The sequence below is a fragment of the Frankia sp. AiPa1 genome (genome assembly GCF_023243075.1).
Lineage (GTDB): Bacteria > Actinomycetota > Actinomycetes > Frankiales > Frankiaceae > Frankia.
Genome location: NZ_JALKFZ020000118.1, coordinates 28948 through 54836, shown reverse-complemented (window position 1 = coordinate 54836; position 25889 = coordinate 28948). Strand labels below are relative to the sequence as shown.

Here is a 25889-nt window from a genome sequence, read left to right as displayed (position 1 = left end):
AAATAATGCAGGACCGCGCCGCCCCGCCCCGCGTAAAAAAGGGGGGGGGGGGGGGGCCGGGGGGGGGGGGCGGGCGGGCGCCCCGCCCCCCCCCCCCCCCCGGCCGTCCTGTGCGCCGCCGCGTCGCGCTGGGTCCGCCTCGCCGCACGACTGGCTCACGGCAGCTTGACCGGCGGAAAGTGCTGCTCATCGCCGGTGTCCTCGACCAGTTGTTCATACGAGATCGAACCAGTGCGGAGTAGGAAGTAGAGCAGGCCCAGGCCATGCGGGTCGTCGCCTTCTCGGGCGACCGGGAATCCGTGGTCCACCGCGACATCCCGCAGCGTCGCCAGGTGGCGTTCATGTTCCGGCCGGGGAAGTGACACCCGGCCGGCCAGGGCCAGGTCGGGGGCCCACAGTTGCGGCTCCGGGTCCGCCGGGAAGCTCAGGTAGGCGCCGTATTTGGCGTGTACCGCCCGGCGCTGGTCGGGCGTCAGGGTGCATGGCCGCTCGCCGGACACCGTCCCCCGGTCGTGCAGTGCCGAGCTGGTCAGAACAGCGGACGGATTGATCAGTCCCAGGCGCCAGCAGCTTTCCGCGGCGCCCAGCCAGATGGTCACCAGCCGGTTGCTCTGCAGGGGATCGGCGGAGACCCGCTGGTCGCCGGATGGCGGTGCCTGGGATCGGCGGATATACCGGTCCAGCGCAAGCGGCTCTCCCCAGGCCTGGTGCCGCCACGTTCCCTGACCGACGTTCAGCACCGTGATCCCGGTCGGCCACCGCGTGAGGGACAGCCGGGAGTTCGGTGGGCAGCAGGACGATGGCGTGAGCCGGTGCGTTCTGGTCGGTAGCTGCGCTGACGGCGACAGTCCTGCCCCGTTCGGACGAGGGCCGCGGCCACCCGCCGGAGCGTCGTTGCAGGCAATCAGCAGCCGGCCGTGACTGAGCTGGATGCGTTCCCGGCCCATCCGAGGATGGTCGACGAGAATTTCGGTGATGGCGCTTGCCCTTCCTTCGCCGGCCACGGACGGTTGCGGCGACTGACTCATGGCGGAGGCCGATCTATCGCGCGCAACGCGCGCGGAGTTGCGGTTCCATCAAGTGAGCCCCCGTCCATCCCCCGTGAATGGTCTGCCGGCGGGCCTGCGTCATCCGTGCATGCTAGCCAGGGCAGTCCGCGACGCCTGGCTGACAGCGGTCGGGATGACGCGGGAAGTCCCCCGACAATTCCGTGCCGGAGCTTAGCACCACTCGGTGCGGGCGGTGAGCCGTGACCGAGCGCCCAAAACGACGTTGCTTGGCTGCAAAACCGCCTCGGTCAACGCTCGAGTCAGAAATTCCAGGTCAGCGCTGGTGGGCGGCACGGACCGGGACGCGAATCAACAGACTGCTGGCCGTTGCGGAAGCGGGGATGGCGGCACACGAGATGGTCCAGCGCCTCGACCCGAATTCAACGGGAGCCGGGTCCGGACCCTGCATGACCTGCGAGTTCGTTCATTCAGCCGGGATCGGCTGCGCCCGGGCGGGCGGGCGGGCGGGGGCCGGCCCTGGCCTGGTGAGCAGGCAGTGGCGAGAGCGGATCAGGGGCCGGTGCGGTGCCAGTCCGTCCAGCCGCCGGGTTGGGGAGCAGGGCTCCGGCACCCCGCGCTGGAGGCGCTGCGCGCGGGCTACCCAACGGCGCGGCCTCGTGTATCTCGGACTGCCGTGGCACACACAGCTGCTGGGGGGCGCCCGGGCCCCTGGGACGAGGTCGATGTCGTCCCGGCCTGGCCGGGCGTGACGAGCTCCGCGCAGGATGTCCGGTTCCGGCAGCGGTGTCGCACCTGACGTCACCTCCCTGCCTCCCGGACGGAGTGCTCCGCGGTGTGGGTCTCTGTTCGTCCAGGCCCCGCTCGGGGTTTGCCTGCGCGGTCTCCGAACAGACCGGAGGAGAGCCGGTCGAATCCGGGAGGTTCCTGGTGCCTGATCGGCCAGCCAGGGAGGCAACGTGAGTTTCAATCCGCTCGAAGAGAAGGGCGTGCCCCTCGGCGACCAGGTACGGAACTGGTCGGAGCTCAATGTCGAGCCGTATGACAAGACGGCGGTCGACCCGTACACCCGGTGTCGGGTGATCGCGATGAACGGCCTCGAGGTCGAGGCGGTGCTGTTCAGTCACCAGTTCGCCCGGCACACCGACGTTCCGGAGGTGAAGGCGGCGCTGGCGGAGATCCGCCGCATCGAGCAGCAGCAGCAGAAAGCCGTGAACTGGCTGATTCCGGGCGAGGAGTCGACGCTGGAGGTGACCCTTGGCTACGAGCAGGTGGGAGAGAACCCGGCCGCGGTCTCGCCGGACAAGCTGGCCGTGGCCGCGGTGAACACCAGCGATCCGGTTTCGGCGCTGCTGATCAAAGGATTCCGCGCCCGCCCGGGGCGGGGGACCGGCTGCGCGGAGCGCTCATCTCAAGATTCGGAGGCCATGAAATGTCGACGGACGCCATCGTGCTCCTGAAGGAAGATCATAAGGCGATCAAGGCTGCGTTCAAGCGTTTCCAGGAGGCGGGGAAGAACGCCCACGCCACGAAGGGCAGGCTCGCCGATAAGATCATCGCACTGCTTACGGTGCATACCTACATCGAGAACGAGGTCATGTATCCGGAGGTGTGCGGTCTGCTGCCGGCGCTGGAGGACGACATCCTCGAATCGTACGAGGAGCATCATGTCGCGGACCTCCTTGTCGCGGAGCTGGCCGCGCTGTCACCTGAGGCGGAGCGTTTCAGTGCCAAGACGGCAGTTCTGATCGAGAACGTCACGCGTCACATCGACGAGGAAGAGCATCAGTGGTTTCCCCGGGTTCGTGAGGGACTCGGCCGCAAGCAGTTGTCCGAGATCGGGGAACGGTTGCTGGAAGCGAAGGAGAGGGCTCCGCACAGCCCAGCCCAGCCGAGTGCCCTCAAGAAAACTGTTGACGCCGTCATCAAGTAGCCACGCCGTGCCAACGCGGTGGATGGTGTCGTCACCGGTCGGGGCCGGAGGCGCGGTCGGGGCCCGCTCCGCTGGAGACCCAGCGCTGTGATCCACTGCGCTGGTGCTCGCCCCAGACGGGCCGCAGCGAGCTGGAGGCTGTGGCCCTCGGGTGAGCTACTGGTGGCGTCGCCGGCCGAGGGCCGCCGCGGCGGCCGCGGCTCGGACGCCCACGGCGGCGGTGACGGAGATCGTCGCGATAAGGCCTGCCGCGCGCCACGGCCCGTGACCGCCGCCGCCCCCCGTACGGCGCGCCGGGCCGTGCGGGCATGAGAGCCGTCGGCTCCGGCGGCTCTGGGCGGCGGCCAGTGGGCAACCCGAGGGCATGGGTCATGTGACCGACGAATCGGATCCTCGGCTGTTGGGCACCTATCTCACGACGTGCTGATCCTGTGCTGCGACGGCCTGTCCGGCCTGCCCGAGGCCGCCGTCGCGGTGTTCCCGACACCGAGGTGAGCCGGAGCGTTTCGCTGCTGGATTTCGGGTTCTGGTGCGGGAAAACGATTGCAAGGGTAGTGGCAGGAATTTCGATCCGCCAGAATTGCATTCTGGGTCAACTTCGAGCTGAACCCGACGGGCGAATTGCTACCAAACGGTGACGCGGTGACGCCCAACGGTCGTGCGAGTTCGGTGCCAATGCGACTTTGCGGGCTGTAATCCCCTATTAATCTAACGCTGGCTTCGGTCGCCCGTCAACCTGCTTACAGATCGCGCCGACCGTTGCGAATCGGTCAGCTGTCGGCCGAACAGAGTGGCAGTACGATCAACCAGCAAATATGTTGCTCGTAGTGATCTTCGTCACGTGGTCCTGGGGCCGCCGGGAGGCTCGGAGCCGCAATTTCGATTGTGACCTGGAGTAGCCGGTGCCGGTTCTGTCGTCGCTGTCCGAGTAGCCCTGTGGGGTACCGCGAGCAGGCGGAGGGCGAGACGTGGGTTGGCCGGCAATGGTGGTCACTTCATTACCTCCGAGGTAGGCGTCGAATTACCTCTGACGTAATTGACGAGCCGACGGCGAGGCGTGGAGGGTGGCGACGCAGACATTTTTCGGCCAGCCTGTAGGAGATCGCCCATGACCTCTGGCACGAGCACGCCCACCGCAACCGGGGAAGCATTGGCAGACCCGACTACGGCGGCCGAGGCAACCGCCTGGGGCACGCTGGCCGTGCTGATGGTCGGAACCTTCATCACCGTCCTCGACTACTTCATCGCCAACGTCGCCGCGCCGTCCGTCCAGCGTGACCTGAACGCCAGCTCGGCGCAGATCCAGGGCGTGATTGTCGGCTACGGCGTCGCGTTCACCGCCGGCATGATCACCGGCGGCCGGCTGGGCGACGTCTACGGCCGTCGGCGCATGTTCGCGCTGGGCCTCCTGCTGTTCACGGTGGCCTCGGCGGCCTGTGGCGTCGCGCCCAACGCCGAAGCGCTGATCGTCGCTCGGGTGGTACAGGGAACCGCCGCCGCGCTGATGGTTCCGCAGGTGCTCGGCATCTTGGGCACGGTCTACACCGGGCCGAGTCGGGCGCAGGCATTCAACGTGTACGGTCTCGTCATCGGGCTTGCCGGCGTGTTCGGGCAGGTGATCGGCGGAGTGCTCATCACGGTCGACGTCGCGGGCCTCGACTGGCGGGCGGTGTTCCTGCTGAACGTGCCGATCTGCCTGGTGGCGTTGGCCTACACCTACCGCGTGGTGCCCGAGTCGCGCGGCTCGGCCCGCACGCGTCTCGACCTGACCGGCGCGGCGTTGGTGACGGCGACGCTGGTGCTCCTGGTGGTCTCCCTGGTCGAAGGGCGCGAGCAGGGGTGGCCGGCGTGGAGCTTCGGCTGCCTGGCTCTCGCGGCGGTACTGTCCGGCGCGTCCGTCCTCCACCTGCGTCGCCGTGCCGCACGCGGCGCTGACCCGTTGATCGACCCGGCGTTGTTCCGGGGGCGCGGCTTCTCGGTAGGGCTGGCCGCCATGGTGGCCTACTTCCTGGCGATGGGTTCCTTCTTCTTCCTGCTGGCCCTCTACCTGCAGCAGGGCCGAGGCCTGTCGCCGCTGGAGTCCGGGCTGCTGTTCCTGGCACTGGGAGCGGGCTACTTCGGCTCGTCGTTGGCGTCGATGCAGCTTGTCGCGCGGATGGGCCGGTGGCTCGTGGTGGCCGGTCCGTTGACGATCGCGGTCGGCTACACGCTGGTCGGGATCACGGTCTGGGCGACCGGCTCGACCGGGAGCCCGGTGTGGCTGGTGCCGGCGTTGGTCGTCGCCGGGCTCGGCATGGGGATGACCACCGGCCCGCTCACGAACGTCGTCCTGACCGGTGTGGCGCCCGAACACGCCGCCTCCGCGTCGGGAGCGGCCAACACCGCGCAGGAGGGCGGTGCGGCGCTGGGCGTGGCGGTCGCTGGGGCGGTCTTCTACCCCGCCCTCGGCGTCGCGGCGCGCGCCACCGACTATCCGGACGCCTTCGACGTCGCGTTGATCCCGCTGGTTGCCTGCTGTCTCGTCGCCGCGACGCTGGCGCTGTTGCTGCCCGGCCGCCGCGCGCAGTAGCCCGCATTCCACATCCGCAGCTCGAGGCTCGAGCTCCGCGCCGGCCGCAGGGAGGAGACGCCGCCATGCCAGTGGTCACCGTCCGGGACGGAACCGAGCTGTACTACCGCGACTGGGGGCGGGGGCCGTTGGTGGTCCTGCTCGGGGCCGCTGTCATGAACTCTCGGATGTGGGAGTCGTTGGCGTACCACCTGGCCGGCAACGGGTTCCGCTGCGTCGCCTACGACCGCCGCGGCACCGGGCGGTCCGACTGGCCCTGGTCCGGCTACGACTACGACACCCTCGCCGACGACCTCGCCCACCTGCTCGAGCACCTTGACGCGAGGGACGCCGCCCTCGTCGGCTACGGGGTCGGCGGTGGGGAGGCGGTCCGCTACCTGGCGCGCGACGGTGACGCTCGCGTCTCGAGCCTTGTCCTCGCCAGCAGCACCACGCCGATCATCATGAAGTCCGCGGACAACCCCGACGGGACGGACGTCGCGGTCTTCGAGCAGACCATCGCCGCCGCCGAGCAGGACCGGGCGCGATGGGTGGCCGAACTCGTCGCGCCCTTTTTCGGCGGGTCCGATGGGTCGCCGAACACGGCTCGGCCCCCATGGTCGGTAAGGCGCTGAAGCGCTGCGGCGCCGCTGCGACAGGTTCGGACGGAAGGTCGCAAACGGGCAGAATCGAAACTTTCGGTTCGAGCTTGCTTCGTTTGGACGATGCTATACTCGACCCAGTGACCATCATCGATACGCGGGCCGGCGTGGGCCCGTTGGTTCGTGACTGGCGTCGTCGAAAAAATCTTAGCCAGTCAGAGTTGGCCTTGCGGTCAGGAACTTCGGCTCGGCACCTGAGCTTCGTCGAAACCGGGCGTTCGAGCCCGAGCCGGGGGCTACTCCTCAGGCTCGCGGAGCAGCTCGAAATTCCGCTTCGACAGCGCAATACGCTGCTTGTTTCGGCGGGCTACTCACCGACGTACCACGAAACGCCGCTCGAAGCTCCCAGATTGAAGATCGTCAAGGAGGCTGTCGACCGGCTGCTCGCCGCCCACGACCCGTACCCGGCGTTGGCCGTCGACGTGGACGAGAACGTGGTAGCCATGAATCTCGGTACCAAGCTGCTGCTACGCGAAGTGTCGCCGACGCTGCTCGTGCCGCCGGTCAATGTGATGCGCGTGTGCTTGCACCCCGAAGGATTGTCCCAGCAGGTAGTCAACGGCAAGGAATGGCGCAGCCACCTCGTCGGTCGGCTCTACCGCCAGGCGATCTATTCAGGCCGAGAAAGCCTGCGTGAACTCTACGACGAGGTTTCGCAGTACGCGCCGCGGGGCGGTGGCAGCTGCGAAGGCCTGGCAGACTCGATCGTGGCCTCGATTCGGATCCGCGGGCTCGGCACGGAGCTGCAACTGTTCAGTACCATCACCACGTTCGGTGCGGCGACCGACATCACGGTCTCGGAACTTTCCCTGGAAACCATGCACCCGGCCGACGAGCAGACGGCCGAGGCGTTCCAGGCCGCTGCCGCGCAGGTCAAGGAGCGATCGTTGTCGGGCGTCAACGGGCCGCGCCTGACCTTTCGCCGGCCCGATCGCCCTAGCTGACTGTCCAGTTCGGGCTCGATGCCCTCCTAGTAGATCGTCGCTGCTAACGTTTGGGGTATAGGTGGCGGAGTTTGGTTCGGGCGTCGTTGGTGGTGAAGTGCCACTGGACCTGCCGCTGGTCGGCGTTGGGGCCTGAGGCATGCGGAGCAACGACAATGTGGAAGTCCACCACATCCGTCATCTCGCAGACCTCAACAAACCAGGACGACGCGAGAAACCGGCGTGGGCTCGGCTCATGGCGATGCGGCGGCGCAAGACGCTTGTCGTCTGTGTCCCTGCCAGTCCCTGCCACGAAGCGATCCACGCCGGTCGGCGGACCACGCAATCCACGGCACAACCACTGGAGAGCGATATGCGCTGAAAGGCGCACGTATCATGCTCGGTGGGAGGCCGACGGAAAAGGACCCGTGAAGCGGGGACCTCGCCGGCGGCCTACTCGACTCTGAGTCAGCGGCGGGTGAAACTCCCGCCGCTGACTCACCTCGTAGCAGATTCCGGTCCGGTCGACGGACTGGCGGATCCCGAGTTTGTTCAACGTAGCAGCGAACTGGGCGGAAGTATTAGTTACTTCCGCGGTCCGAGTGGAAAATGGCTCCGTCGGTGAGCTGGTGGTTGCGGGCGACCATGATGAGACCGCGCACTCGCCCTACTCGCCAGCCTTTTGCGGGACTTCGAGGGCGACGAGCAGCACCACCTGATCAAGCTCATTGACGACACCACTGCCGCGGACCGCGCGGCCGCCGCGACCGGAGGATCTCCGCGTCGCTTCGTGGATGTCGGTACTCGTCGGCGTCGCTCCAGGTCGGACTCAGCCGCTCCCAAAGAATGAAGGGGGCGCAGCACTCGCCAGTAGATGGCCAATGGCCGCGATAGTCGGCCACTCGGCATGGTCACCGCGCTGGTTCAGGCGCGAGAGACGGGAAGACCGATCGGCGGGAGCGCGATCTTCCTCGGGTTCGTCGCCGGGCTCGTGCTCGTGACGCTCAACGCGCCGGTCGGCGTCTCGGAGCGGTCCTCCTGCCTCAGTCCGCGCTTCGACGGCGGGCCGGCGGACGAGTCGGCGCCACGTCTGCGGCCTGCGCCAGGTCGAGCGCGGCGCGCAGCCGTGCGTTCTCGGTCTCCAGCTCGAGCACCATGGCGATCCCGGCGAGGTTCAGCCCGGCCGCGAGCAGATACCCGATCCGTTCCAGCCGCGCCAGGTCGTCGCTGCTGTACCGGCGGGTCCCGCCGTCGGTACGGGCCGGCTCCAGCAGCCCGCGCCGCTCATACAGGCGCAGGCTCTGCGGGTCCATCCCAACGAGATCGGCGGCGACCGAGATGCCGTACACCCCCTGGGCCGGGTCCACATCCGACGGTCTCACGGGGCGCCTCCAGGGACTCCGCCCGGACAGCCGACCGGGGAGTTGCCTCAGTGTGCCCCCAGTGCTATACAAGAATCTAGGTCAGCCACAACAGATAAGTGGAGGGCCCAACGCTCTACTCAGCAAGATCGTGATCGTGGAGGTGGAGTTCCGATGTTGGTACGCACCGACCCGTTCCGGGAACTGGATCGGCTCAGCCAGCAGGTGTTCGGCACCCTGGGCACGGTGGCCCGGCCGACCGGGATGCCGATCGACGCGTGGCGCGAGGGCGAGGAGTTCGTGGCGGAGTTCGATCTGCCCGGAGTGGACCCCGCGACCGTGGACCTGGACGTCGAACGCAACGTGCTGACCGTGCGGGCGGAACGCCCGGCGCTGAAGGGGGAGGGCGAGGTCCTGGTCGCCGAGCGGCCGCGCGGTGTGTTCAGCCGCCAGTTGATCCTGGGTGACAATCTGGACACGGAGAAGATCACCGCCAGCTTCCATGCCGGCGTGCTGACCCTGCGGATCCCGGTCGCCGAGAAGGCCAGGCCCCGGAAGATCGCGATCGAGATGCCCAGCGACGACCGCCGGGCCATCCACGCCTGACCCGGGGCGGGACCGACGACGACCCTGCAGGGGGAGGCGCCGGTCCGGCCGGTCGCACCGTCGTCCGGACCACCGGCGAGCGCGGGCTGTCCTCACCCGCACCGATCCGGACCACCGGTAGCCCGACAGCTCCAACGCCGAGCCGGGCAGCGGGCGCCCCAGCAGACCGACCTCGACACCGACTCGGCGGCACAGCGAGGGGAGGCACAGCCACCGCTCACGACCCCGAAGGAATGTCCCTTAACACGTCGATTCGTGCGCAGGTCTGGCCTCCGGCCACCCTTACCGGGGGCCAGACCGGCCTCCCGATCAGGTCAGATGGGACGCGGCCCATGCCCACCGACCAAGACCACTACCTGGTGCTCGGGGTCGAGCCCTCGGCCTCGGCCAGCCAGATCACCCACGCCTACCGCACGCTGATGCGCCGCCATCACCCGGACACCCGCATACCAGCGCGACAGGCCACGCATTCCAACCCCGGCCACGACCCCAACCACGCGCACGACGCGGCTCTCCAGCGGATCGCCGCCGCCTACGCCGTGCTGCGGCGACCCCAGACAGCGAGCCGACTACGACGCCCGCCGCACCGAACGCGCCCGGCGTGATCAAGACGTCCTTTCGCGAGAGGATTCCATGCCAGCCCGCCCGGCCGCCCGACACACCGGGCCGCCCGTCCTCCTCGGCGAGGTAGCCGGCAGCTACCCACCACTCCCACTCTGGACCGTCATCTGAAGAGCTGCCCGTTCCGCGGACACGCGCTAATTGGCCGTACCAGCTTTACGCCGCCTCGGCTATTGATGTCTGGTCTGTCAGGTAGAGGCGTTCGACGTGTTCCGGGGTGTGGTAGCCGAGGGTGGAGAGAAAGTCGCTGCCGGTTGTAGAAGCCTTCGATGTACTCGGCGATTGCACTGCGGGCGGCCTGGCGGGTGGGGTAGGTTTCTCGGTAGACGAGTTCATTTTTGAGTGTGCCGAAGAATGATTCTGCGGCGGCGTTGTCCCAGCATTATCCGGCTAATATCGGGTGCTTTTGTCCGATTGTGTGGGCCGGGTCTTCGGCGTCAGCGCGTGTTGCTGGCGGGCCGGTTCTCGAGCTGGCGGAGTCGTTCTTCGTGCTGCCGGACGCGTGTGGCCAGGGCGTTGAGCGCGTCGGCGAGGTGCGCGATCTCGGTGGCGACGCCGGTGGGGGTGCGCGCGTCGCTCGCGTGGTTGCGGTGCTCTTCGACGAGGACGCGTAGCTGGGCGTTGCGGTAGAGGGTGGTGCGCGAGATCCCGGTGGCCGTCGCGACGGCGGTGAAGGTGATCCGCCGGTTGGTGCTGGTCAGCGTGGCGAGAGCGCGCTCGACCTGGCGGTGGATTGGCTCGTCGGTCATCCGGCCTGTGCCTGGGCGATGAGGGCGTCGAGACGCGCGACGAGCTGGCGATGCCGGTCGGTCTCGGTGATCCAGCCGCGGGCGGCGGCGTCGCGGGCAAGGGCGTCGGCGTCGGCGCGCTGGGCGGAGAGGACCTGCAGGTGTGCGGAGTCGGTGTGGAAGCTCGGGCAGTGCTCGCAGATATTCGCGTAGGTGCATGCTCCCTGGGCGGGGGCGCGCAGGCAGAAGCCGCCGGCGCGGCGGGTTTTCAGCGCGGGGGTGTCTTTCCAATCTGCTCCGCCGGTGATGTCGAGCAGCGGGAGGGCGGGGCGTCCGGTCGGCAGGGTCCCGAGCTGGCTTCTCGCGAGGTCGAGAGCTCGTTGGTATTCGGCGCGGACTGTGGTGTCGAAAAGCCGCTCTGGCGGAGTCGGATATAGCGACTGTCCGAATGCCTTCGGTTTCGGCTGCTAACGGATGATCGACAGGATGTTGAGCGCGGCGGTGGTGAGGTGTTGATCCCCATGAGTGTGGGCGCGGGTGGCGGCCTGGTCGGGGGTGATGCTGCGGGTGCACAGGCGCCAGGCGGTGTCGGCGTCGAGTTCGATCAGCGCGTCGGGAGGGCGCCGGCTGGGGGTGGTCAGTTCCCATCGGGTCGGGGTGCGGGTGGCGGTCCAGGTTCCGCCGGCCGGTCCGGTCACGGTGATCTGCAGGGTTGTTCCCGCGGCGGCGGGGGTGTCACGCAGGGTGTGAGGCAGCGCCCGCAGGAAGGTGTCGAGGACCGGGGCGAGATGTTCGGGCCGGGTCAGCCCGGGGCGGCCGGTGGCCTCGGCGATCTGCTGGTGGTGGGTCCAGTACTCGGTGAGCTCCCGGGCTGCGTCCAGCCAGACGGGTGCCGGGTCGGGGCCAGCCCAGCTGACCGGCCAGCCAAGAGCATCCAGGTCGACGGTGCGCCAGTAACTCATGGCCTGGGCCCCGACACTGGACAGCAGGTCGAGCAGCAGTGGGGGGCTGATACGGCGTGCCGCGATCACCCACTCGTCGTTGATGCGGTCGATGAAGGCGGGGAACGCCTCGTCGTGATGGGGGTGCAGGGGCCCGAAGCCGTCCCGGTGGATGGACAGCCGCCCGAGGTAGTCACCCAGCACGTGGGTGGCCACATCCTGCACGGTCCATCCTGGGCAGGCGGTGGGGCGCGCCCAGTCGCCCGCGTCGAGGCCGTCCAGGAGCGCGAGGAACGCGGCGTGCTGCGGGGCGAACAGGGGCCGGACATCGAGGCGAGGGCCGAGCCAGGACATATCGCTGATCATGTGACCTCACTGGCCTTCCGGGGTATGCAGCGACCGGCGGGCGACGTCGGCGGCGTAGCCGGTCCAGTCTCCGTTGCTGGCGCGTTGCCAGGCGGCGGCGACGGCGGGTCGAGACGAGCTGTTGGACGAGGCCGGCGAGTGGCTCGGGCAGGTTGACCGGTTCGCGGGCTCGTCGTGGTCGAACACGCCGGTCTCGCGGTTGCGGGTGATCAGCCGGCCGAGCAGGTCCCCGGTCGGCTCGTTCTCTTTGGCGGTGACCAGGCCGTCGAAGTACACGCGCAGCTGCTCGGCGATCTGCCCGCGCTCCATCGGCGGCGTGTCGTGCTTGACCAGGCCGACGGTGCGGGACTGGAAGAACTCGCGGTCGGAGTAGGGCACGCCGAGCAGCTCGCAGATTACCAGTGACGGCACCGGCAGCGACAGCGCCGACACCAGGTCCACCGGGCGGTCCGCGGCCAGCATCTGGTCCACCTGGGCGTCGGCGATCTCCTGCACGCGCGGCCGCAGGTCGGCGATCCGACGCACGGTGAACTCGCCGATCAGCATCCGGCGCTGCGGGGTGTGCTCCGGCGGGTCGAGGCCGATCAGTGCCTGCAGGAAGCCGCCGTGCTGGCGCAGCTGGGCCCGGTCCACCGTGACGGTATACGGGAACGCCGGGTGGGTGCGGTCGGAGCTGGCCCGTGGGTCCGCGAGCAGCCGCCTGGCGTCCTCGTACCGGGTGATCAGCCAGGCCAGCTGGCCGTCGGGCATCCGGACCGGCGAGATTGGGCGTTCCGCGCGCAGCTCGGCATACTCGGCGGGTGGGTGCATCGGGCACTGCCGGGACATCGGTACGGAGTGGCGCACCCCGTCCGCGCGGTCCTCGGCGTCGGTCGGCGTCGTCGCCGCGACCTCGGTCATTCCGGTTCTCCTCAACTGGGCGTGCTGGTACGGCAGGGTGGGGTCAGGACCACGCGACGAGGTCGTGGCCGGGCGCGCCGAGGTCGGCGGCGAGCACCCGCATGGTGTCGGGGGCTGGCTGCTCGACCGGCGTCAGGTGCAGGCGCTCGACGCCGTCCGCTGCCGGCAGCGCGGCCAGGCAGGCGCAGTCGGCTTCGACGAAACCGGCGAACCGGTAGGCGACCTCCATCATCCGGTTGCGGTCGGTGCGCCTGAAGTCGGCGACCAGGTGCACGCCGGCCCGCGAGGCCCGGTCGGTCAGCCAGCGCAGCAGCATCGCGCCGACGCCGAAGGCGACCACGCGGCAGGATGTGGCCAGCAGCTTGAGATGCCAGACCCGGTCGGACTTCTGGAGCAGCAGCACGCCGATCGCGCCGTGCGGGCCGAACGTGTCCACCAGTGTCGGCACGAGCACCTCGTGTGCGGGGTCGCGGATCAGCTCCCGCAGCGTGGCGTCGGAGTAGTGCACGCCGGTGGCGTTCATCTGGTTGGTGCGCATCGTGAGTTCCTCGACGCGCGAGATCTCCTCGTCGCGGGCGCGGCCGATGCGCAGCACGAGGTCCAGCGTGCGCAGGAAGTCCTCGTCGGGGCCCTGGTGCTCGGACCGAGCGGCATCGCGCTGGAAGCTGGCCTGGTACATCTGCCGGCGTCGGCGCGCGTCCACGGTGACCACGGCGGGGCTGAACTCCGGCAGAACGGCCAACTTCGCGGCCTCCTCGGCCGGGTAACAGCGCACGTCCGGGTGGTGGTGGGCGACCTCGGCCCGCTCGACCGGCATGTCGTCGATGAACGCGACGGTGTTCGCGCCGATGTTCAGGTCGGCCACGATCTCGGCGACGGAGTCGGACTTGCGGCCCCAGCCGATCTTGGGTGCGACGAAGTACTCGGCGACGCCGAGGTCCTCCAGCCGGGCCCAGGCGTGGTCATGGTCGTTGCGGCTGGCGATCGACTGGAGGATGCCGCGGGAGTCCAGTTCCACGATGACGTCCCGGATCTCCGATGTCAGCCGCACGGGGCCGTCCTCCAGCAGCGTGCCCTGCCACAGGGTGTTGTCCAGGTCCCAGACCAGGCACTTCACGAGGGGCTTGGTGTCCGACACGGCGGTGGCGTCCTTCTGCGGGCTCACGGCGTGAGGGTCATGGCGTGAGGGTCGTGGCGTGCTCGGCGAGCCAGCTGGCAGATCTCGGTGCTGCCCTCGATGACTTCCATCAGCTTCGCGTCGCGGTACGCCCGGGCGACCATGCCCTTGATGAGCGCGCGGGCCCGGGCGAGCTGCCAGTTGCGGGAGGCTTGAGGATCCTGCTGGTCCTCGGTGGAGACTCTGCCTGCGAAGGGCAAACCGGATCATGGGCGCTGCCTTTCGGGATGGTGGAGCGCATATAGGCCAGGTCGTTGACCCGGTGAGACGGGCAGCGCTACCCCAATCATGTTGACGGATTCCGCCTCTTCGCGTTGACAGGATCGCCGCGCAGAGTCCACTCTCGCCGCAGCAGATAGATAAATCACCAAGACATGCCGAGCGCGCATGCGCTCCGCCCGTCTCAAGCGCGCCAGAAAAGAAGGTGCGACACGAATCCTTCACGGCAAACGGTATATGGTACGGCATCATGACAGTCATGCTGATCAACATCGCGTGCGGACTCGTCCTGGTGGGAGTTCTGTATCGGTTCCCTGCCCTGCGGGTGTGGCGGCGGGTGCCGCTGCAGTCGACATCGCGCTGGCTGGCGAGATTCCTGGTGGTCTGCGCGATCGTGCTGATCCTCTGGATCGGGATGTTAATCCTGCACTTGCAGGGACAGGTCGGCCAGCGCAGCCTGGACAGTTCCTGGGTGGGCCTGGACGTGGCCGAAGTAGTCGGCATGCTGCTGGTGGCCCGGTTGCTCAACCTGCGCCACGCCGCGGTCAGCCCGGTCGCTGCGGCCACCGCCACCCTGCTCGCCGTCGACGCCTGGTTCGACTGCGAGTCGGCCGATCCGCGCCTGGACTACCTGCTGTCGATCGCGCTGGCCTTGCTCGCCGAACTGCCCCTGGCACTATTGCTGGCCTGGGTGAGCTCACAGACGCTGGCCTGGACCAATCGAACGGTGCCAGCTCAGCCCTTGAGGTAGGCACGCACAGCCAGCACTCGTCAGCCGGGGTATCAGCGAGCGGCGGGTCGAGCAGCGCGGCGTCGAGCGCCTGATCTCGACCTCGTTGAGGAAGCGGCGGATCGTCGCCTCGTCGGGCAGCAGGTGCCCGTCCCACGGGTTCCACGGCCACCGCAACCGGACCCGCTCGGCGCAGGTGGTCGCCGCCGCCTCCTGACATCGGCACCCCGCGCCAGCGCCGGCCGACACACGAAGGTTGGCTTGCACGGATACCGGCGTCACCGATTCGGATCCATCACACTTTGTGGCGCCTGGGCGGCCCTGGCCTCGGAGCTGCGGGCCTCATCGTAGTCCGGCTCCGGTATCGGGCCCTTCTTCTTTCCGACAGCTGGCAAGGTAATCAGCAGCACGGCTGCTCCGAGGAGTGCGATGACCGCGATCCAGCCCGCGCCGACGTGCATAGAATGGACAAACGCATTATTAGCAGCCTGAGCAAGAGTGGGCCGGTGGATAGCAGTGGCGACGTGGCGGGCCTGTTCGGCGGAAACTCGCGCCTGATCCTGCACCGGACCGGGCACACCCTCCAGCGATGGTTCGATCGCACGTCGGTATGTCATCGACATGATCGTGCCGCCTACTGCGATTCCGATCACACTGCCGGTTTGTCGCACGGTGTTGGTGACGGCCGATCCTGCACCGGCCTGTTCCAACGGCAGGTTGCTGATCAATGCGGCCGTAACGGGGCCGATCACTATGCCGATCGAGAGACCCTGTATCAACAACAGGATCTCGATCCAGACGAGTGAAGTTTGCAGTCCGAGGAACCCGTACCCGCCCATGGTCAGCGCAGCCACGGTTAGCGCTGGTACGGTTACAAGGCGTAGCGACAAGCGGTGAACCAGGCGCGGAGCAAGGGGCGCCCCCGCGAGCGCACCGAATGCGGTCGGGATATTGGCCAAACCCGCCTCCATCGGCGAAAATCCGAGCGCTCCTTGCAGGTAGAACGCGTTATAGAAGGTGATGGCGGCCACACCAAAAAGCAGCAATCCAAGCGCCACATTGCCGCCACCGAATGTGCGTTGCGCGAGCAGTCGCGGATCAAGGCTGGGCACCTTGACACGCAGTTCAACGAGTACAAAAACGGCCAGCAGAACCAGACCGACAACGATCGGCGCCCAGACATCGGTACGACTCCACACAGCCACCTGCCCCGCCCGGATCAGCCCGTAGGCCAACGCCACGAGCCCACTGATCGACAGCAACATTCCAGCGGGGTCAAGTGGCCGCAGAGTGGGGCTGCGGAAATTCGGCACCAGCACGGCGAGCCCGACCAACGCCAGTACCGCGATCGGAACATTGATCAGGAAGACCGAGCCCCACCAGAAATGATCGAGCAGGAGCCCCGCCAGCACCGGGCCAGCGGCCATTCCGACACCGGCCGACGTCGAGAAAATGCTGATCGCGGCAGCCCGCGCGGGGCCGGTGAAGGTCCACATAAGGATGGCCAAGTTGGCGGGGGTGATCAGCGCGCTGCCCACCCCCATCGCAGCTCGAGCCGCGATCAGCTGGCCCGCATCGCTTGCGTACGCCGCCCACAGCGAGGACCCGGCGAAGATCGCCAATCCACCGGAAAACACAGTCCGGTGACCGAAACGATCGCCCAGTGCGCCTGCGGTGAACATCAACGTGGCGAAGGCCAGAGTGTACGAACCGGTCGCCCATTGCAGTTGACCGGGATTGGCCCCCAGCCCACGGACCGGGTCTGCCAGGGTCTCCAGCGTGGTACTCAGGACGGTATTGTCCAGCCAGATCAACAGCGAACACAGCATAAGAACGGCAAGAATCAACTGCCGCCTGAACTTCGGCAACGTTGGAGGCGTGGTCATGAACACCTTCGGGTATCGATCAACGGAGACCTCAACGGCTGAAATGTAAGCAGAGTCCACGGCGCTGTCAAGCTTAGAGTGTCTTGTCAAGACTGTTGCAGTCGAACGGACTATATGCCCTCCGCCGGATTTGCCGACTGAACCATTCTGTGCCCTCTGGCGGATTTTCGGGCTGAAGGATTTCATGGTTTCCGGAGGCTTGCGACTGAGCGGAATTCATGCCCTCCCACAAGCCCGAGCCGGAGTCATCGACGTGCTCGTCGTCAGCCACCTGTACAGCGAGGGCTCCACCATGTCTCGACGGCCGGCTGCGACGGTTCTGAGTCCACTGGCCCGATCGGGCCCGATCACGCCGAGCTCAGCTGCGCGCACGCCGAGGCACGGACCCGGCAGCGCGGCACCGCTGGGATGGCGACCACGGACACCGCGGAGTACGGCACGGTCCTCGACCGGACGGCGCTGCGGATCACTGTCGAGAACACCGTCGATGATCTGGCCGGGACGGTGTCGGCACCGGTCCGCGGGGAGTGGACGTTCGGCGTGCTGCTGGACGGGTCCACCGCGCTGCGCGGACCTCGGCAACCTCACAGACAAGACCACGACACTTCACCCCTCGACCTGGTCGACGGCCTCGATCACGCGATTACCGTGTGTCGAGGCGACATCTGCCTACGTGTTGGCTGTGCTGCTCGGCCAAGCGCGCCTTGGCCTCGGCCTTGAGAAGGTCGAACAGGTCGAACGAGGCGATCTGGCTGAGAAGCCCCTCGCGCGGGCACTCGGCAACCCGGATCGGGATCAGCTTGCCCACGCGCACCGGCGCAGGACCAGCTATACTGACCGCATCAGCTCGTCGAGCTCCTGCCGCGAGTTGTCCGCGCGTCGTAGCCCCCGCTGCCCAGCAGCGGGCCTCCGCTCCGCGCGTAACCGGTGGAGATCCTCGGATCCCCGGTTTCGGCGGGACATCCGCACAGATAGCGATCTTTCTTGTCTTCGTTCACCGATCTTGGCGTGCCCACGCGCCTGACCGACGTCCTCACCCATCTCGCCATCGAGACCCCCACCCCCATCCAGCGGGCGACGCTGCCGGACTCGCTCGCTGGACGTGACGTCCTCGGCCGCGGCCGCACCGGCTCCGGCAAGACGCTCGCGTTCCTGCTGCCCGTGGTCGCACGGCTGTCCGGCGGGCCCCGGGCCCGAGCCAGGGCCCCGCGTGCGTTGATCCTGGCACCCACCCGGGAGCTCGCCGCGCAGATCGACACGGCTCTGCGGCCGCTCGCCGCCGCGGCCGGCCTCACCTCGTGCACCGTGTTCGGCGGCGTTGTTCAGAACCCGCAGGTGGCCGCGATCCGGCGGGGCGCCGACATCGTCGTGGCCTGCCCCGGCCGGCTTGAGGATCTCCTCGCGCAGGGGCACTGTTCGCTGGCCCAGGTGGAGATCACCGTGCTGGACGAGGCTGACCACATGGCCGACCTGGGGTTCCTTCCCGTCGTACGCCGGCTGATCGGCCAGACCCCGGCCGGCGGGCAGCGCATGCTGTTCTCGGCCACCCTGGACAAGGCCATCGACACCCTGGTGCGCCAGTACCTCAGCAGACCCGCGGTGCACGAGGCCGACTCCGCCCAGTCCCCGGTGGGCACCATGGCGCACCATCTGCTGCACGTCGAGCGGGACAGCCGGCTCCCCGTGCTCGTCGACCTGTCCAGCGCACCGGGCCGCACGGTCGTGTTCACCCGCACGAAGCACGGGGCCAAGGCGCTCGCCCGCCGCCTCAACCGCGCGGGCGTGCCCACGGTCGAACTGCACGGCAACCTGAGCCAGAACGCCCGTACCCGTAACCTCGACGACTTCCGCACCGGCCGGGCCTCGGCGCTGGTCGCCACCGACATCGCCGCCCGCGGTATCCACGTCGACGATGTGGCCCTCGTGATCCACGCCGATCCGCCGGCCGACCACAAGGCCTACCTGCACCGTTCCGGGCGCACCGCGCGCGCCGGTAACAGCGGCACCGTCATCACACTGGCGACCACGGAACAGATCGGTGAGGTCACGCAGCTGGCCCGCGCCGCCGGCATCAAGCCGACGACCACCCGGGTCGCGTCCGCCGACCACCCGATCCTCTCCAGGCTCGCCCCCGGCGCCCGCTCGCTCACCAGCCCCGCGGACGCGATCGAGCCGGAAACCAGAATCACTCCAGGCCAACGCACACCGGCCGGCGGACACCGCGGCGCCGAGCCGACACCTCAGACGGGCAGACGGCGTGGACGCCGCCCCGCCAGCGGCCGCGGCCACCGTGCCGGGCGGGCCGCGGCGCCCCGGCCGCTCGCGGCCACAGCGCCTCGCCCGCGCACGGCCACAGCACCCCGACCGCTCCCGGCCACGGCTCGTGGCAGCTCACCCGATCACGAGGCCGGCCCGTCGTCCGCGGAGCGAACCAGGTCGCAACCGACCCACAGCGCCGCGATGTTCAGCGCACGCCGCGCCCGCTGACCAACCGCACCGGATCGCGGTGAGGGCCCGCGGGCATGCTCATCAATCCGCGGGGGAGATCGAGCAGAGCCGCCAGCTCGAGCGGGGCGTCGCCACCCGCACCGCCGGCCGCCGACACGCCTTCGAGGCCCAGCCGTCCACGATCACCGTGGACGGCTGGGCGGCCTGAGCGAGCGAACCGCTCTACTCGAAGGCACGTTGTGGTCGCCGGCCCACCGCACAGAGGTGGTTCGCCGCCGCCCAGCGCCGCCCAGCGCCCAGCTCCACCCCATTGAGCTGCCTGAACACGCGCTCGCGCGCTACCCAACGCCACCAACACGCCGTGTGGCTGCGCGGATATTTCGCAACAAGGGACGCGACCCGCCGGGCCGGTTACACTGAACAGGTCGCCAGGCGCGTCCAGGACGGTCTGCCGAGAACATTTCTCTGTGCAGGTCGGAACCACCGTCATCGGCTGAGCCGGCACCCGCCGGGAAGCGCATCACCGCCTCCCATCGAGCCATCCAGCCGAATCTGCCGACTCTGTCGGGCCTTCGCCATACGAAGATCATCGGCGGCATCCGAGGTCGTCGGCAGAGTGGGGTTCCTGGCTCACCGGCGTGAGCATGCCAGGCGGGATGTCCGAGACGGCCTCCTACACCAGCGACGGCCACCAGTTCCCGCAGAGCTGCGACCTGCCGCCGCTTCCCCGGGTCGTCCAGTTCGAACAGGTGCCGGGCGGCGGGCAGCCGACGATCGAGGCGACCTACAGCTATACCTCCAACAACTTCGTCGGCGGCTTTTCCGGCGCGAGCTGCGATGCCGACTCGGACAACCTGTACGGAGTGTCGACCGGATATACGTACGGTTCCACGGAGTCCCGGACCTGCCAAGGAGACACCAGGACGATCACCCGTACCTATGATTCGTATCACCTCCTGGTGGACGAGACGACAGCGCAGAACGGCTCCTCCCTGCAGGTTCACACCGACTACTACGCGCGGATCGGCGAGTCGTTCGACGAACAGCCGGCCCAGTTCCAGCTCCCGGCGCAGCACACGGTCACCTGGACCGATGCGACGAGAAGTGCGCGCAGCGAGGTCACGACAACCAGTTTTGACGAGCAGGGCAATCCGCGGAGCCAGACCGATCCGGTCGGGCGCCGGACCGACTGGACGTTCTATCCGGTGGGTGGAAGTGGTTCGGACTGCCCGCCCGATCCGAACGGGTTCACTCGTTGGCTGAGAGACGTCACCCGGACGCCGCCGGCCACCGAATTCGATGCGCCTGTCCTCAGGGTGTCCTACCAGTACACCGCGTACGCCACCCCGGATCCGCAGGTGAACACCGTGGTGCTGAAGTCCACTGAGAAGAGGTTCGCCGGTGACCAGGCGCTGTCGTCGGTAGATTTTCACTACATCACCTCGGGTGATGAGTTCAGCCGTATCCAGAAGCTGGACAGTCTCGAGACGTTGGGCGGCGACGGGGGCAACCCGTTCGTCACGGTCGGCTCGACCCACACCTTCAGCTTCTCGGTGGACGGGGAAGCGCTGTCCCAGACCCACACGTTGGCGACCGACACCGGCCTAACGGTGCGGTGGTCGGAAAAGTGCTCGCGGTTCACCGGGCGTCTGTGGTCGGCCACCGACACGCAGGACGACCGCATGACCGCGGCCTATGACGGGCTGGGCCGGGTGCTGAGTCGCATCGTCAATCCGGGCACCTCTTACCAGGCGGAGGAGACCTACACCTACGAGCTGGGCGGCAGCGCGCCGTTCGTGGTGACGTCTGCTTCTCCGATGATGTCCACGGACGCGAACGAGCCGGGCGATCAGATCCGGGTGAGCTTCGACGGTGCGGGCCGGCCACTCCAGCGGGAGCGTAAGGCCGTTGACGGCGACGGCGGCTGGCACGTCATCCAGCGGACGACATACGACGAGCAGGGCCGCACATCGTCGATCACGAATCTGGACCACCTGCCCGATGGCAGCAAGGGCGCGGAGCTGGCCGAGACGTTCGTCTACGACGACTGGGGCCAGGTGTCGGCCACGGAGCGCACCGACGGCTCCACCCGCGTCACCCGCACCGATCCCATCGCACTGACGTCCACGACCCGGCTGGACGGCAACGGCAGCCCGGTCACGGGAACGACGGTGACGATCTGCAACCTGCGCGGCGAGCCGGTGCGGGCACAGCGCTTCGACCTGCGGGGGGTCTCCAGGGGCTCCCGGACGCTGGACCGTGACGGCTGGGGCAGGGTGCGCCGGGAGACGGACGAAGCCGGCAACACCATCCACTACGACTACAACCCGCGCGGCCTGCTCACCCTGACCGCGTTGCCGGACGGCACGCGGGTCTCGCATGCGTACGACGTCCCACGCGACGCTGGCGGTCTCGCCACGGAACTCACCGTGGGCGACGCCGTCCACGGCAAGCAGACCTTCGACGAACTGGGCAGACTGGTCGACACCAGTTCCGGCGGCCGCACCTGGCACTACGAGTACGCCCGCGACAGCGACGTCATCCCGACCGGGGCCACCATGCCGGACGGGCAGCGGCGCGGGTACACGGTCGTCCCTCAACTGGACAACACCCTGTCACAGGTCCAGGCCGACCCGATCGTTCAGGATCTCACCCCCCATCCCGTGACCGGGTTCCCGACCGAAGCACGAGAGGGCGATGTCACCATCACGCGTGGCTACTACCCGTCCGGGCTGCCGCGCACCGAGACCGTCACCCGGTCCGGCCAGCCGGACACCACCGCGACGTGGCAGTTCACGCTGGGCGGGAATGAATGCGGTTACGCGGGGGTGGATGGCGCCACCCGGCGGACCGCCCGGGACCAACTCGGCCGGTTCAAGGAGATCACGGATCCGGACCTGCAGGTGCTGCAGCCGACCTACGACTCCGCGAGCCGCCTGACCGGGTGGACCGTCAAAGACCTGCGGTCGGGATTCACACTGGCCACCGCACTGACCCTTGATGACTTCGGCCGCGAGGTGGAACGCGACTTCACCTACCTCGCGCCAAACTCGGGTGGCGCCGAAGTCTGGAAACAAACCCAGGAATGGCATCGCGGGCCTCGCCCTCGCCGTCGTCACCGGCGGCATGGCCATCGCCGCGGAGGGCGGCGTCCTCGCAGCCCTCAGCGCGGCCTCCGCCACCACACTCGTCGTCGGCTCCCTGGGCGTCGCCTCGGACGTCACCGCCATCGCCAGCGGCGCCCTCGAAAAGGCCTCGCCCAAGGCCTCGTCCATCCTCGGCTGGGTCTCGCTGGGCACCGGCCTGGCCGGCCTGGCCGAAGCCGGACTCACCCTCGCGCGCGCCGCCACCGGACTCGGCACACGCGCCCCGGAAATCGTGGGAGAAGCCACCCGCGGCCGCGAGATCTTCCGCGCCCTTGACGACTACCCGACGATTGCCGACATGCCAGCAGGCGGGCCCCTGATCGTACGGATTCCCGGGCGAATGCACGGCGAATACGATGCGGTGAGGTACTTCAGTCGCACGCCCAACCCCAGATACCGGAACGCGATCTGGACCACCGAATACCGGGCCACGCGCTCGACAGTCGAGACCGCCGCCCGGTACGCGCGGGTGCAGGACGACGTGCGGGAAATCCACATCCTGTCCGGAACGCACGGCGCGCGAGCCGGGGACCGAGATTTCAATCATCTCCACCCACCTTTCCTCGGAGAGGACATACACCTGGCGAAAGGATGAATGGAGAGGATCCGCGAGTGTTCGTGGAGGCCCACCACCTGCCCACGATGACCCGGAGCGATCTGGAGGCGATCCTGACGCGTCCCAACGCCGAGATCATCGCGGCATTCTGCTATAGCCGCAACGACCAGGCCATCCGGGAGATCCTGGGGCTGAACCCAACCTTCTCGTTCACCAAGTCGTAGGAGGAGACCGCACGTGACCCAATGGGCAGGAGTGTCCAAGCTCTCGGTGATGCTCGAGACCGGCGGTCTTGCTGCCGGCATCTACGCGAACGGCCGGAACCAGGTCGCCGTGACAATCAGCGTAAAACCAAGCGACGAAAATGTAAAAACCTACTACGGGTCCATCTCCTGGCTGAACAGGGTAAACCTCGTCGACTATGTCAACGGTGCGAAGCTGAATTGGCAGGGCAGCACGGACTGGTGCTTCACGGATCGTGAGGACCCGCATTTTCATCATGTCCCCGGAGTGGGCCAGGCCGCCGAACCCGAACTCCTGGACGACGGAACCCAGAAATTCACGTTCTACGTGACCTGCTGGCCCGGGGTGAGCCAGAAGGCGATCGCCGCCTGGGTCGAGACCGACACCGGAAAAATCTATACCACCACGGCAGGGTCAGGTGCCACGGAAGGCAAAGTCACACTCAATCCGCTGGTAGCCCTGACGCACCGGAAGGCGGACGTCAACTGGGATTACTCGAAGACGACAACCCAATACGGAAACGACACCAGGTATGTCACCACCCAGGCATGGAACTACTATCTTTCCCTGAAATACACGGACAACTACTTCGTCACCTTCTCGGTGTCCGGCTACTGGAGTGACCCCGGTTACGAGGGGTTCTTCGCGTGCGACATCACTCCTGAAAACCGCCACAAGAACCTCTACGGCTCCTACGTCTGGTATAAGGAACCGCACGACAGTTCATATTACTCGAATGACGGGTTCGGCGGGATGATCGTCAACTTCCCAGAAGGGAACAATTGGTGGGACTACGCGAAGATCTACGACCGGCCATACCCCAGTCAGTACCTGTGCTTCACCTGGGTGCACGCCACCACGGGCGGCAACGGATGGCACATCCCGAACGGGCCGATTGACATGTGGCGGGAGTACTTCATCCCGGTGATCACCGCGTGGGACATGTACGGCAACATCGGCGAATTCGGGATAGACGGATCGGGCGTCGACAATGGGATCGACCTCGCCGACTATCCGTAGTAGCAGGGCCGGCGCAGGGCCGGCGCAGGGCCGGCGCAGGGCCGGCGCAGGGCCGGCGCAGGGCCGGGGCGTTGTCGACCCGGAAAACTCACGCCTTGAGGCGGGGCTACTGGTTCGCGGCGCCGGACCTTCTGCTGTCGAGAAGCGTGAGCAGTTCGTCCGTCACGAGGATGCGCGCGCCTATCCCGGCGCACTCGTCGAGGCCTTGGGGATAGGCCCGGGACAGAGCGTCGGCGACGATGACGAGTTTGAAGTCCCGCTCGCTGGCCTCGTAGATGGTGGTGCGCGGGCAGTTAGGGAAGTTGGCGCCGACGGTGGTCACCGTCTCGACGCCCAGCGTGCGTAGATGTGCCTCTAGCTCGGTGGCGAAGAACGCGCCCCACCGCGGTTTGTACATCACCCACTCGTTCGGCCCGACCGGTTGCAGGCTTCCGGCCAGCAGCGACTCGTGGTCGAGGGTGAACGGGGGGCTGGGCTGCAGTTCGGTCCGCACCTGGCTGCCTTCGGTGCCCGGTCGGACAAGCGGCACGCCCGAGGTGAGCAGCGGGCGTCGACACAGGTCCGCGTTGGAGCCGTCCGCGAGGTAGAGGCGAACAACGTGTATGAGTGGCAGCCCGGCCGCTCGGAACCCCGATACGACACGGCCGATGGTTGGCACCAGTTCGTCTGTCCCAGGGACGGCATGCGGTGAGGATCTGAGGCTGAAGTCGTTCTGGACGTCGATCACGAGCAACGCCGGCTGGTCCAATGCAGACAATTCTGCCACTGAGTACTCCATCCGATCCGGCGAAGGAGAGGCGGAGGAGAGCGTTGACCGCCATGCGACCATCATCTGTGGGATTCCGTCGCCACGTCCAATTATCGGCAGCTATGTCGACCAGAAGGACAGCTCATACCCCGAGGGGGAAGCCACCACCCCCACGGCCGCTCCCCACGCCGGCCGCGTGAACAGTCCACCCGCCGTTGCGTTCACCGCCGGGGTTGGGGGCCTCGCGGCGCACCGCTCCGATGTGCTCCGCGTCCAGCGGCGACGCACCGGGCGGGTGGCAACTGTTATGATCTTGATGTTCGTGTCGATCGAGCGCTGCCGCTTGGCTGCTCGCTTTCGCCGTGCTGTCCGTATGGTCGTTCGTGGGTGAACCTGCAGGTCCCGGAGGCCTCCAGGCCTGGAAGGTAGGGTGATGTGGCGTGCGACGGGCCACGGCCGGAAGTTCTGGCACACGAGGCAGGATCGACAAGCGGCAGGCGATTCTGGACGCCGCCTTCGTCGTGTTCGCCCGGGAAGGCTACGCGCAGGCCAGCGTGGATGCGATCGCGGCCGAGGCGGGCGTGGCGAAGCCGACGATCTACAACCATCTCGACAGCAAGGAGAACCTGTTCGTGCGGGCCATGACCACGACGGCCGAAAAGGCCGTCGCGCGTAGCCGAGCTGTGGTCACCCGGCTCGCCGTGGACGCGACGGATCTGCATGCCGCGATGACCGAGGTCGGCGAGGGGTTGTTGGGCTGCTACTCCGCGCCGGAGTCCTGGGCGCTGCGGCGTCTGCTCAATGCCGAGATCGTCCGGTTTCCGGAGCTGTTCGACGCCATCGATTCGAGCGGGCCCGATCAGGTGCAGGAGGCCTTCGCCGACCGGCTGGCCCGGCTCGCCCTAGCCGGGCGGCTCACACTGACGGACCCGGTGGAGGCGGCTGAGCAGTTCCTCGCGCTGCTCACCGGCCCGGTGGCGACTCGTTCCGCCCTGGGAACCAAGCCGCTGGACGAGACCCAGATGCGACGAGTGGCGGAGTCGGCGGCCACCACCTTCTTGCGGGCCTTCGCCACCGCGCCCGTGAGTCTGCCGACAGTCGACTGACCGCGGTACGGGCA

Annotated in this window: 24 protein-coding genes and 2 pseudogenes; 15 read left to right on the top strand and 11 right to left on the bottom strand. The window is 67.8% G+C overall.

Annotated elements, in window-relative coordinates:
- Positions 1-155: 155 nt before the first annotated feature.
- Positions 156-1028 carry a hypothetical protein gene (locus tag MXD95_RS09630; protein WP_250640215.1) on the bottom strand — a complete coding sequence of 291 codons (873 nt, stop codon included), beginning with the start codon at positions 1026-1028 and terminating at the stop codon, positions 156-158.
- 938 nt (positions 1029-1966) lie between these two features.
- Here MXD95_RS09630 and MXD95_RS29580 point away from each other — a divergent pair.
- The 6 genes and pseudogenes from MXD95_RS29580 to MXD95_RS28900 all read left to right on the top strand — a co-directional run.
- Positions 1967-2467 (top strand): hypothetical protein, encoded by a 501-nt coding sequence (locus MXD95_RS29580; RefSeq protein WP_250640214.1) that lies wholly within the window; start codon positions 1967-1969, stop codon positions 2465-2467.
- Complete coding sequence (locus MXD95_RS09620; RefSeq protein ID WP_250640213.1) at positions 2440-2940, top strand: hemerythrin domain-containing protein; 501 nt, start codon at positions 2440-2442, stop codon at positions 2938-2940. Before MXD95_RS29580 ends, MXD95_RS09620 begins: the two co-directional genes overlap by 28 nt.
- Positions 2941-4048: 1108 nt before the next feature.
- Complete coding sequence (locus tag MXD95_RS09615; RefSeq protein ID WP_250640212.1) at positions 4049-5509, top strand: MFS transporter; 1461 nt, start codon at positions 4049-4051, stop codon at positions 5507-5509.
- A 65-nt stretch (positions 5510-5574) separates the two neighbouring features.
- A complete protein-coding gene (locus MXD95_RS09610; protein ID WP_250640211.1) occupies positions 5575-6123 on the top strand; it encodes an alpha/beta fold hydrolase in 549 nt (182 codons plus the stop codon).
- Positions 6124-6230: 107 nt separating this feature from the next.
- Positions 6231-7094, top strand: a complete 864-nt coding sequence (locus tag MXD95_RS09605) for a helix-turn-helix domain-containing protein (protein ID WP_250640210.1) — start codon at positions 6231-6233, stop codon at positions 7092-7094.
- 134 nt (positions 7095-7228) lie between these two features.
- Positions 7229-7455: pseudogene (locus MXD95_RS28900) on the top strand (HNH endonuclease); the annotation flags it as partial.
- A gap of 661 nt (positions 7456-8116) precedes the next feature.
- Here MXD95_RS28900 and MXD95_RS09600 read toward each other — a convergent pair.
- The gene (locus MXD95_RS09600) at positions 8117-8455 is read right to left on the bottom strand and encodes a MerR family transcriptional regulator (protein ID WP_250640209.1); all 339 of its coding nucleotides are present in this window, start codon (positions 8453-8455) and stop codon (positions 8117-8119) included.
- 153 nt (positions 8456-8608) lie between these two features.
- Here MXD95_RS09600 and MXD95_RS09595 point away from each other — a divergent pair, with 153 nt between their 5' ends.
- Positions 8609-9040, top strand: a complete 432-nt coding sequence (locus tag MXD95_RS09595) for an Hsp20/alpha crystallin family protein (RefSeq protein ID WP_250640208.1) — start codon at positions 8609-8611, stop codon at positions 9038-9040.
- Between the two features lie 332 nt (positions 9041-9372).
- Complete coding sequence (locus MXD95_RS09590; RefSeq protein ID WP_250640207.1) at positions 9373-9645, top strand: J domain-containing protein; 273 nt, start codon at positions 9373-9375, stop codon at positions 9643-9645.
- A gap of 172 nt (positions 9646-9817) precedes the next feature.
- Here MXD95_RS09590 and MXD95_RS09585 read toward each other — a convergent pair.
- The 6 genes and pseudogenes from MXD95_RS09585 to MXD95_RS09560 form a co-directional block, all read right to left on the bottom strand.
- Positions 9818-10043: pseudogene (locus MXD95_RS09585) on the bottom strand (IS3 family transposase); the annotation flags it as partial.
- Positions 10044-10098: 55 nt separating this feature from the next.
- Positions 10099-10410 (bottom strand): DUF6262 family protein, encoded by a 312-nt coding sequence (locus MXD95_RS09580; protein WP_250640206.1) that lies wholly within the window; start codon positions 10408-10410, stop codon positions 10099-10101.
- 446 nt (positions 10411-10856) lie between these two features.
- Positions 10857-11684: a maleylpyruvate isomerase family mycothiol-dependent enzyme gene (locus MXD95_RS09575; protein WP_250640205.1), complete on the bottom strand. Its 828-nt coding sequence runs from the start codon at positions 11682-11684 to the stop codon at positions 10857-10859.
- 18 nt (positions 11685-11702) lie between these two features.
- Positions 11703-12596 carry a cytochrome P450 family protein gene (locus MXD95_RS09570; protein ID WP_250640204.1) on the bottom strand — a complete coding sequence of 298 codons (894 nt, stop codon included), beginning with the start codon at positions 12594-12596 and terminating at the stop codon, positions 11703-11705.
- Positions 12597-12639: 43 nt separating this feature from the next.
- Positions 12640-13761, bottom strand: coding sequence for an HAD-IIIC family phosphatase (locus MXD95_RS09565; RefSeq protein WP_250640203.1), 1122 nt, complete (start codon positions 13759-13761; stop codon positions 12640-12642).
- Entirely contained in the window at positions 13758-13973 is a 216-nt protein-coding gene (locus tag MXD95_RS09560) for a hypothetical protein (RefSeq protein WP_250640202.1), read from the bottom strand. The genes MXD95_RS09565 and MXD95_RS09560 overlap by 4 nt, the downstream gene beginning before the upstream one ends.
- A gap of 278 nt (positions 13974-14251) precedes the next feature.
- Here MXD95_RS09560 and MXD95_RS09555 point away from each other — a divergent pair, with 278 nt between their 5' ends.
- Positions 14252-14743 carry a hypothetical protein gene (locus tag MXD95_RS09555; protein ID WP_250640201.1) on the top strand — a complete coding sequence of 164 codons (492 nt, stop codon included), beginning with the start codon at positions 14252-14254 and terminating at the stop codon, positions 14741-14743.
- A 257-nt stretch (positions 14744-15000) separates the two neighbouring features.
- Here the strand turns inward: MXD95_RS09555 and MXD95_RS09550 are convergent, their stop codons facing one another.
- Complete coding sequence (locus MXD95_RS09550; protein WP_250640200.1) at positions 15001-16668, bottom strand: MFS transporter; 1668 nt, start codon at positions 16666-16668, stop codon at positions 15001-15003.
- A gap of 583 nt (positions 16669-17251) precedes the next feature.
- Entirely contained in the window at positions 17252-17416 is a 165-nt protein-coding gene (locus tag MXD95_RS09545; protein WP_250640199.1) for a hypothetical protein, read from the bottom strand.
- Between the two features lie 200 nt (positions 17417-17616).
- Between MXD95_RS09545 and MXD95_RS09540 the strand changes: the two genes are divergently transcribed.
- The 5 genes from MXD95_RS09540 (at position 17617) to MXD95_RS09520 (ending at position 24021) form a co-directional block, all read left to right on the top strand.
- Positions 17617-19095 carry a DEAD/DEAH box helicase gene (locus MXD95_RS09540; protein WP_250640198.1) on the top strand — a complete coding sequence of 493 codons (1479 nt, stop codon included), beginning with the start codon at positions 17617-17619 and terminating at the stop codon, positions 19093-19095.
- Between the two features lie 19 nt (positions 19096-19114).
- Positions 19115-19264: a hypothetical protein gene (locus MXD95_RS09535; protein ID WP_250640197.1), complete on the top strand. Its 150-nt coding sequence runs from the start codon at positions 19115-19117 to the stop codon at positions 19262-19264.
- 448 nt (positions 19265-19712) lie between these two features.
- Complete coding sequence (locus MXD95_RS09530) at positions 19713-22478, top strand: RHS repeat protein (RefSeq protein ID WP_250640196.1); 2766 nt, start codon at positions 19713-19715, stop codon at positions 22476-22478.
- A 336-nt stretch (positions 22479-22814) separates the two neighbouring features.
- Positions 22815-22982 (top strand): hypothetical protein, encoded by a 168-nt coding sequence (locus tag MXD95_RS09525; RefSeq protein ID WP_250640195.1) that lies wholly within the window; start codon positions 22815-22817, stop codon positions 22980-22982.
- Between the two features lie 13 nt (positions 22983-22995).
- Entirely contained in the window at positions 22996-24021 is a 1026-nt protein-coding gene (locus MXD95_RS09520) for a hypothetical protein (RefSeq protein WP_250640194.1), read from the top strand.
- Positions 24022-24127: 106 nt separating this feature from the next.
- On the opposite strand, the gene MXD95_RS09515 is transcribed toward MXD95_RS09520, so the two are convergent.
- Positions 24128-24787, bottom strand: a complete 660-nt coding sequence (locus MXD95_RS09515; protein ID WP_250640193.1) for a cysteine hydrolase family protein — start codon at positions 24785-24787, stop codon at positions 24128-24130.
- Between the two features lie 422 nt (positions 24788-25209).
- On the opposite strand from MXD95_RS09515, the gene MXD95_RS09510 reads away from it, so the two are divergent.
- Positions 25210-25875, top strand: coding sequence for a TetR/AcrR family transcriptional regulator (locus MXD95_RS09510; protein WP_250640192.1), 666 nt, complete (start codon positions 25210-25212; stop codon positions 25873-25875).
- Positions 25876-25889: the final 14 nt, after the last annotated feature.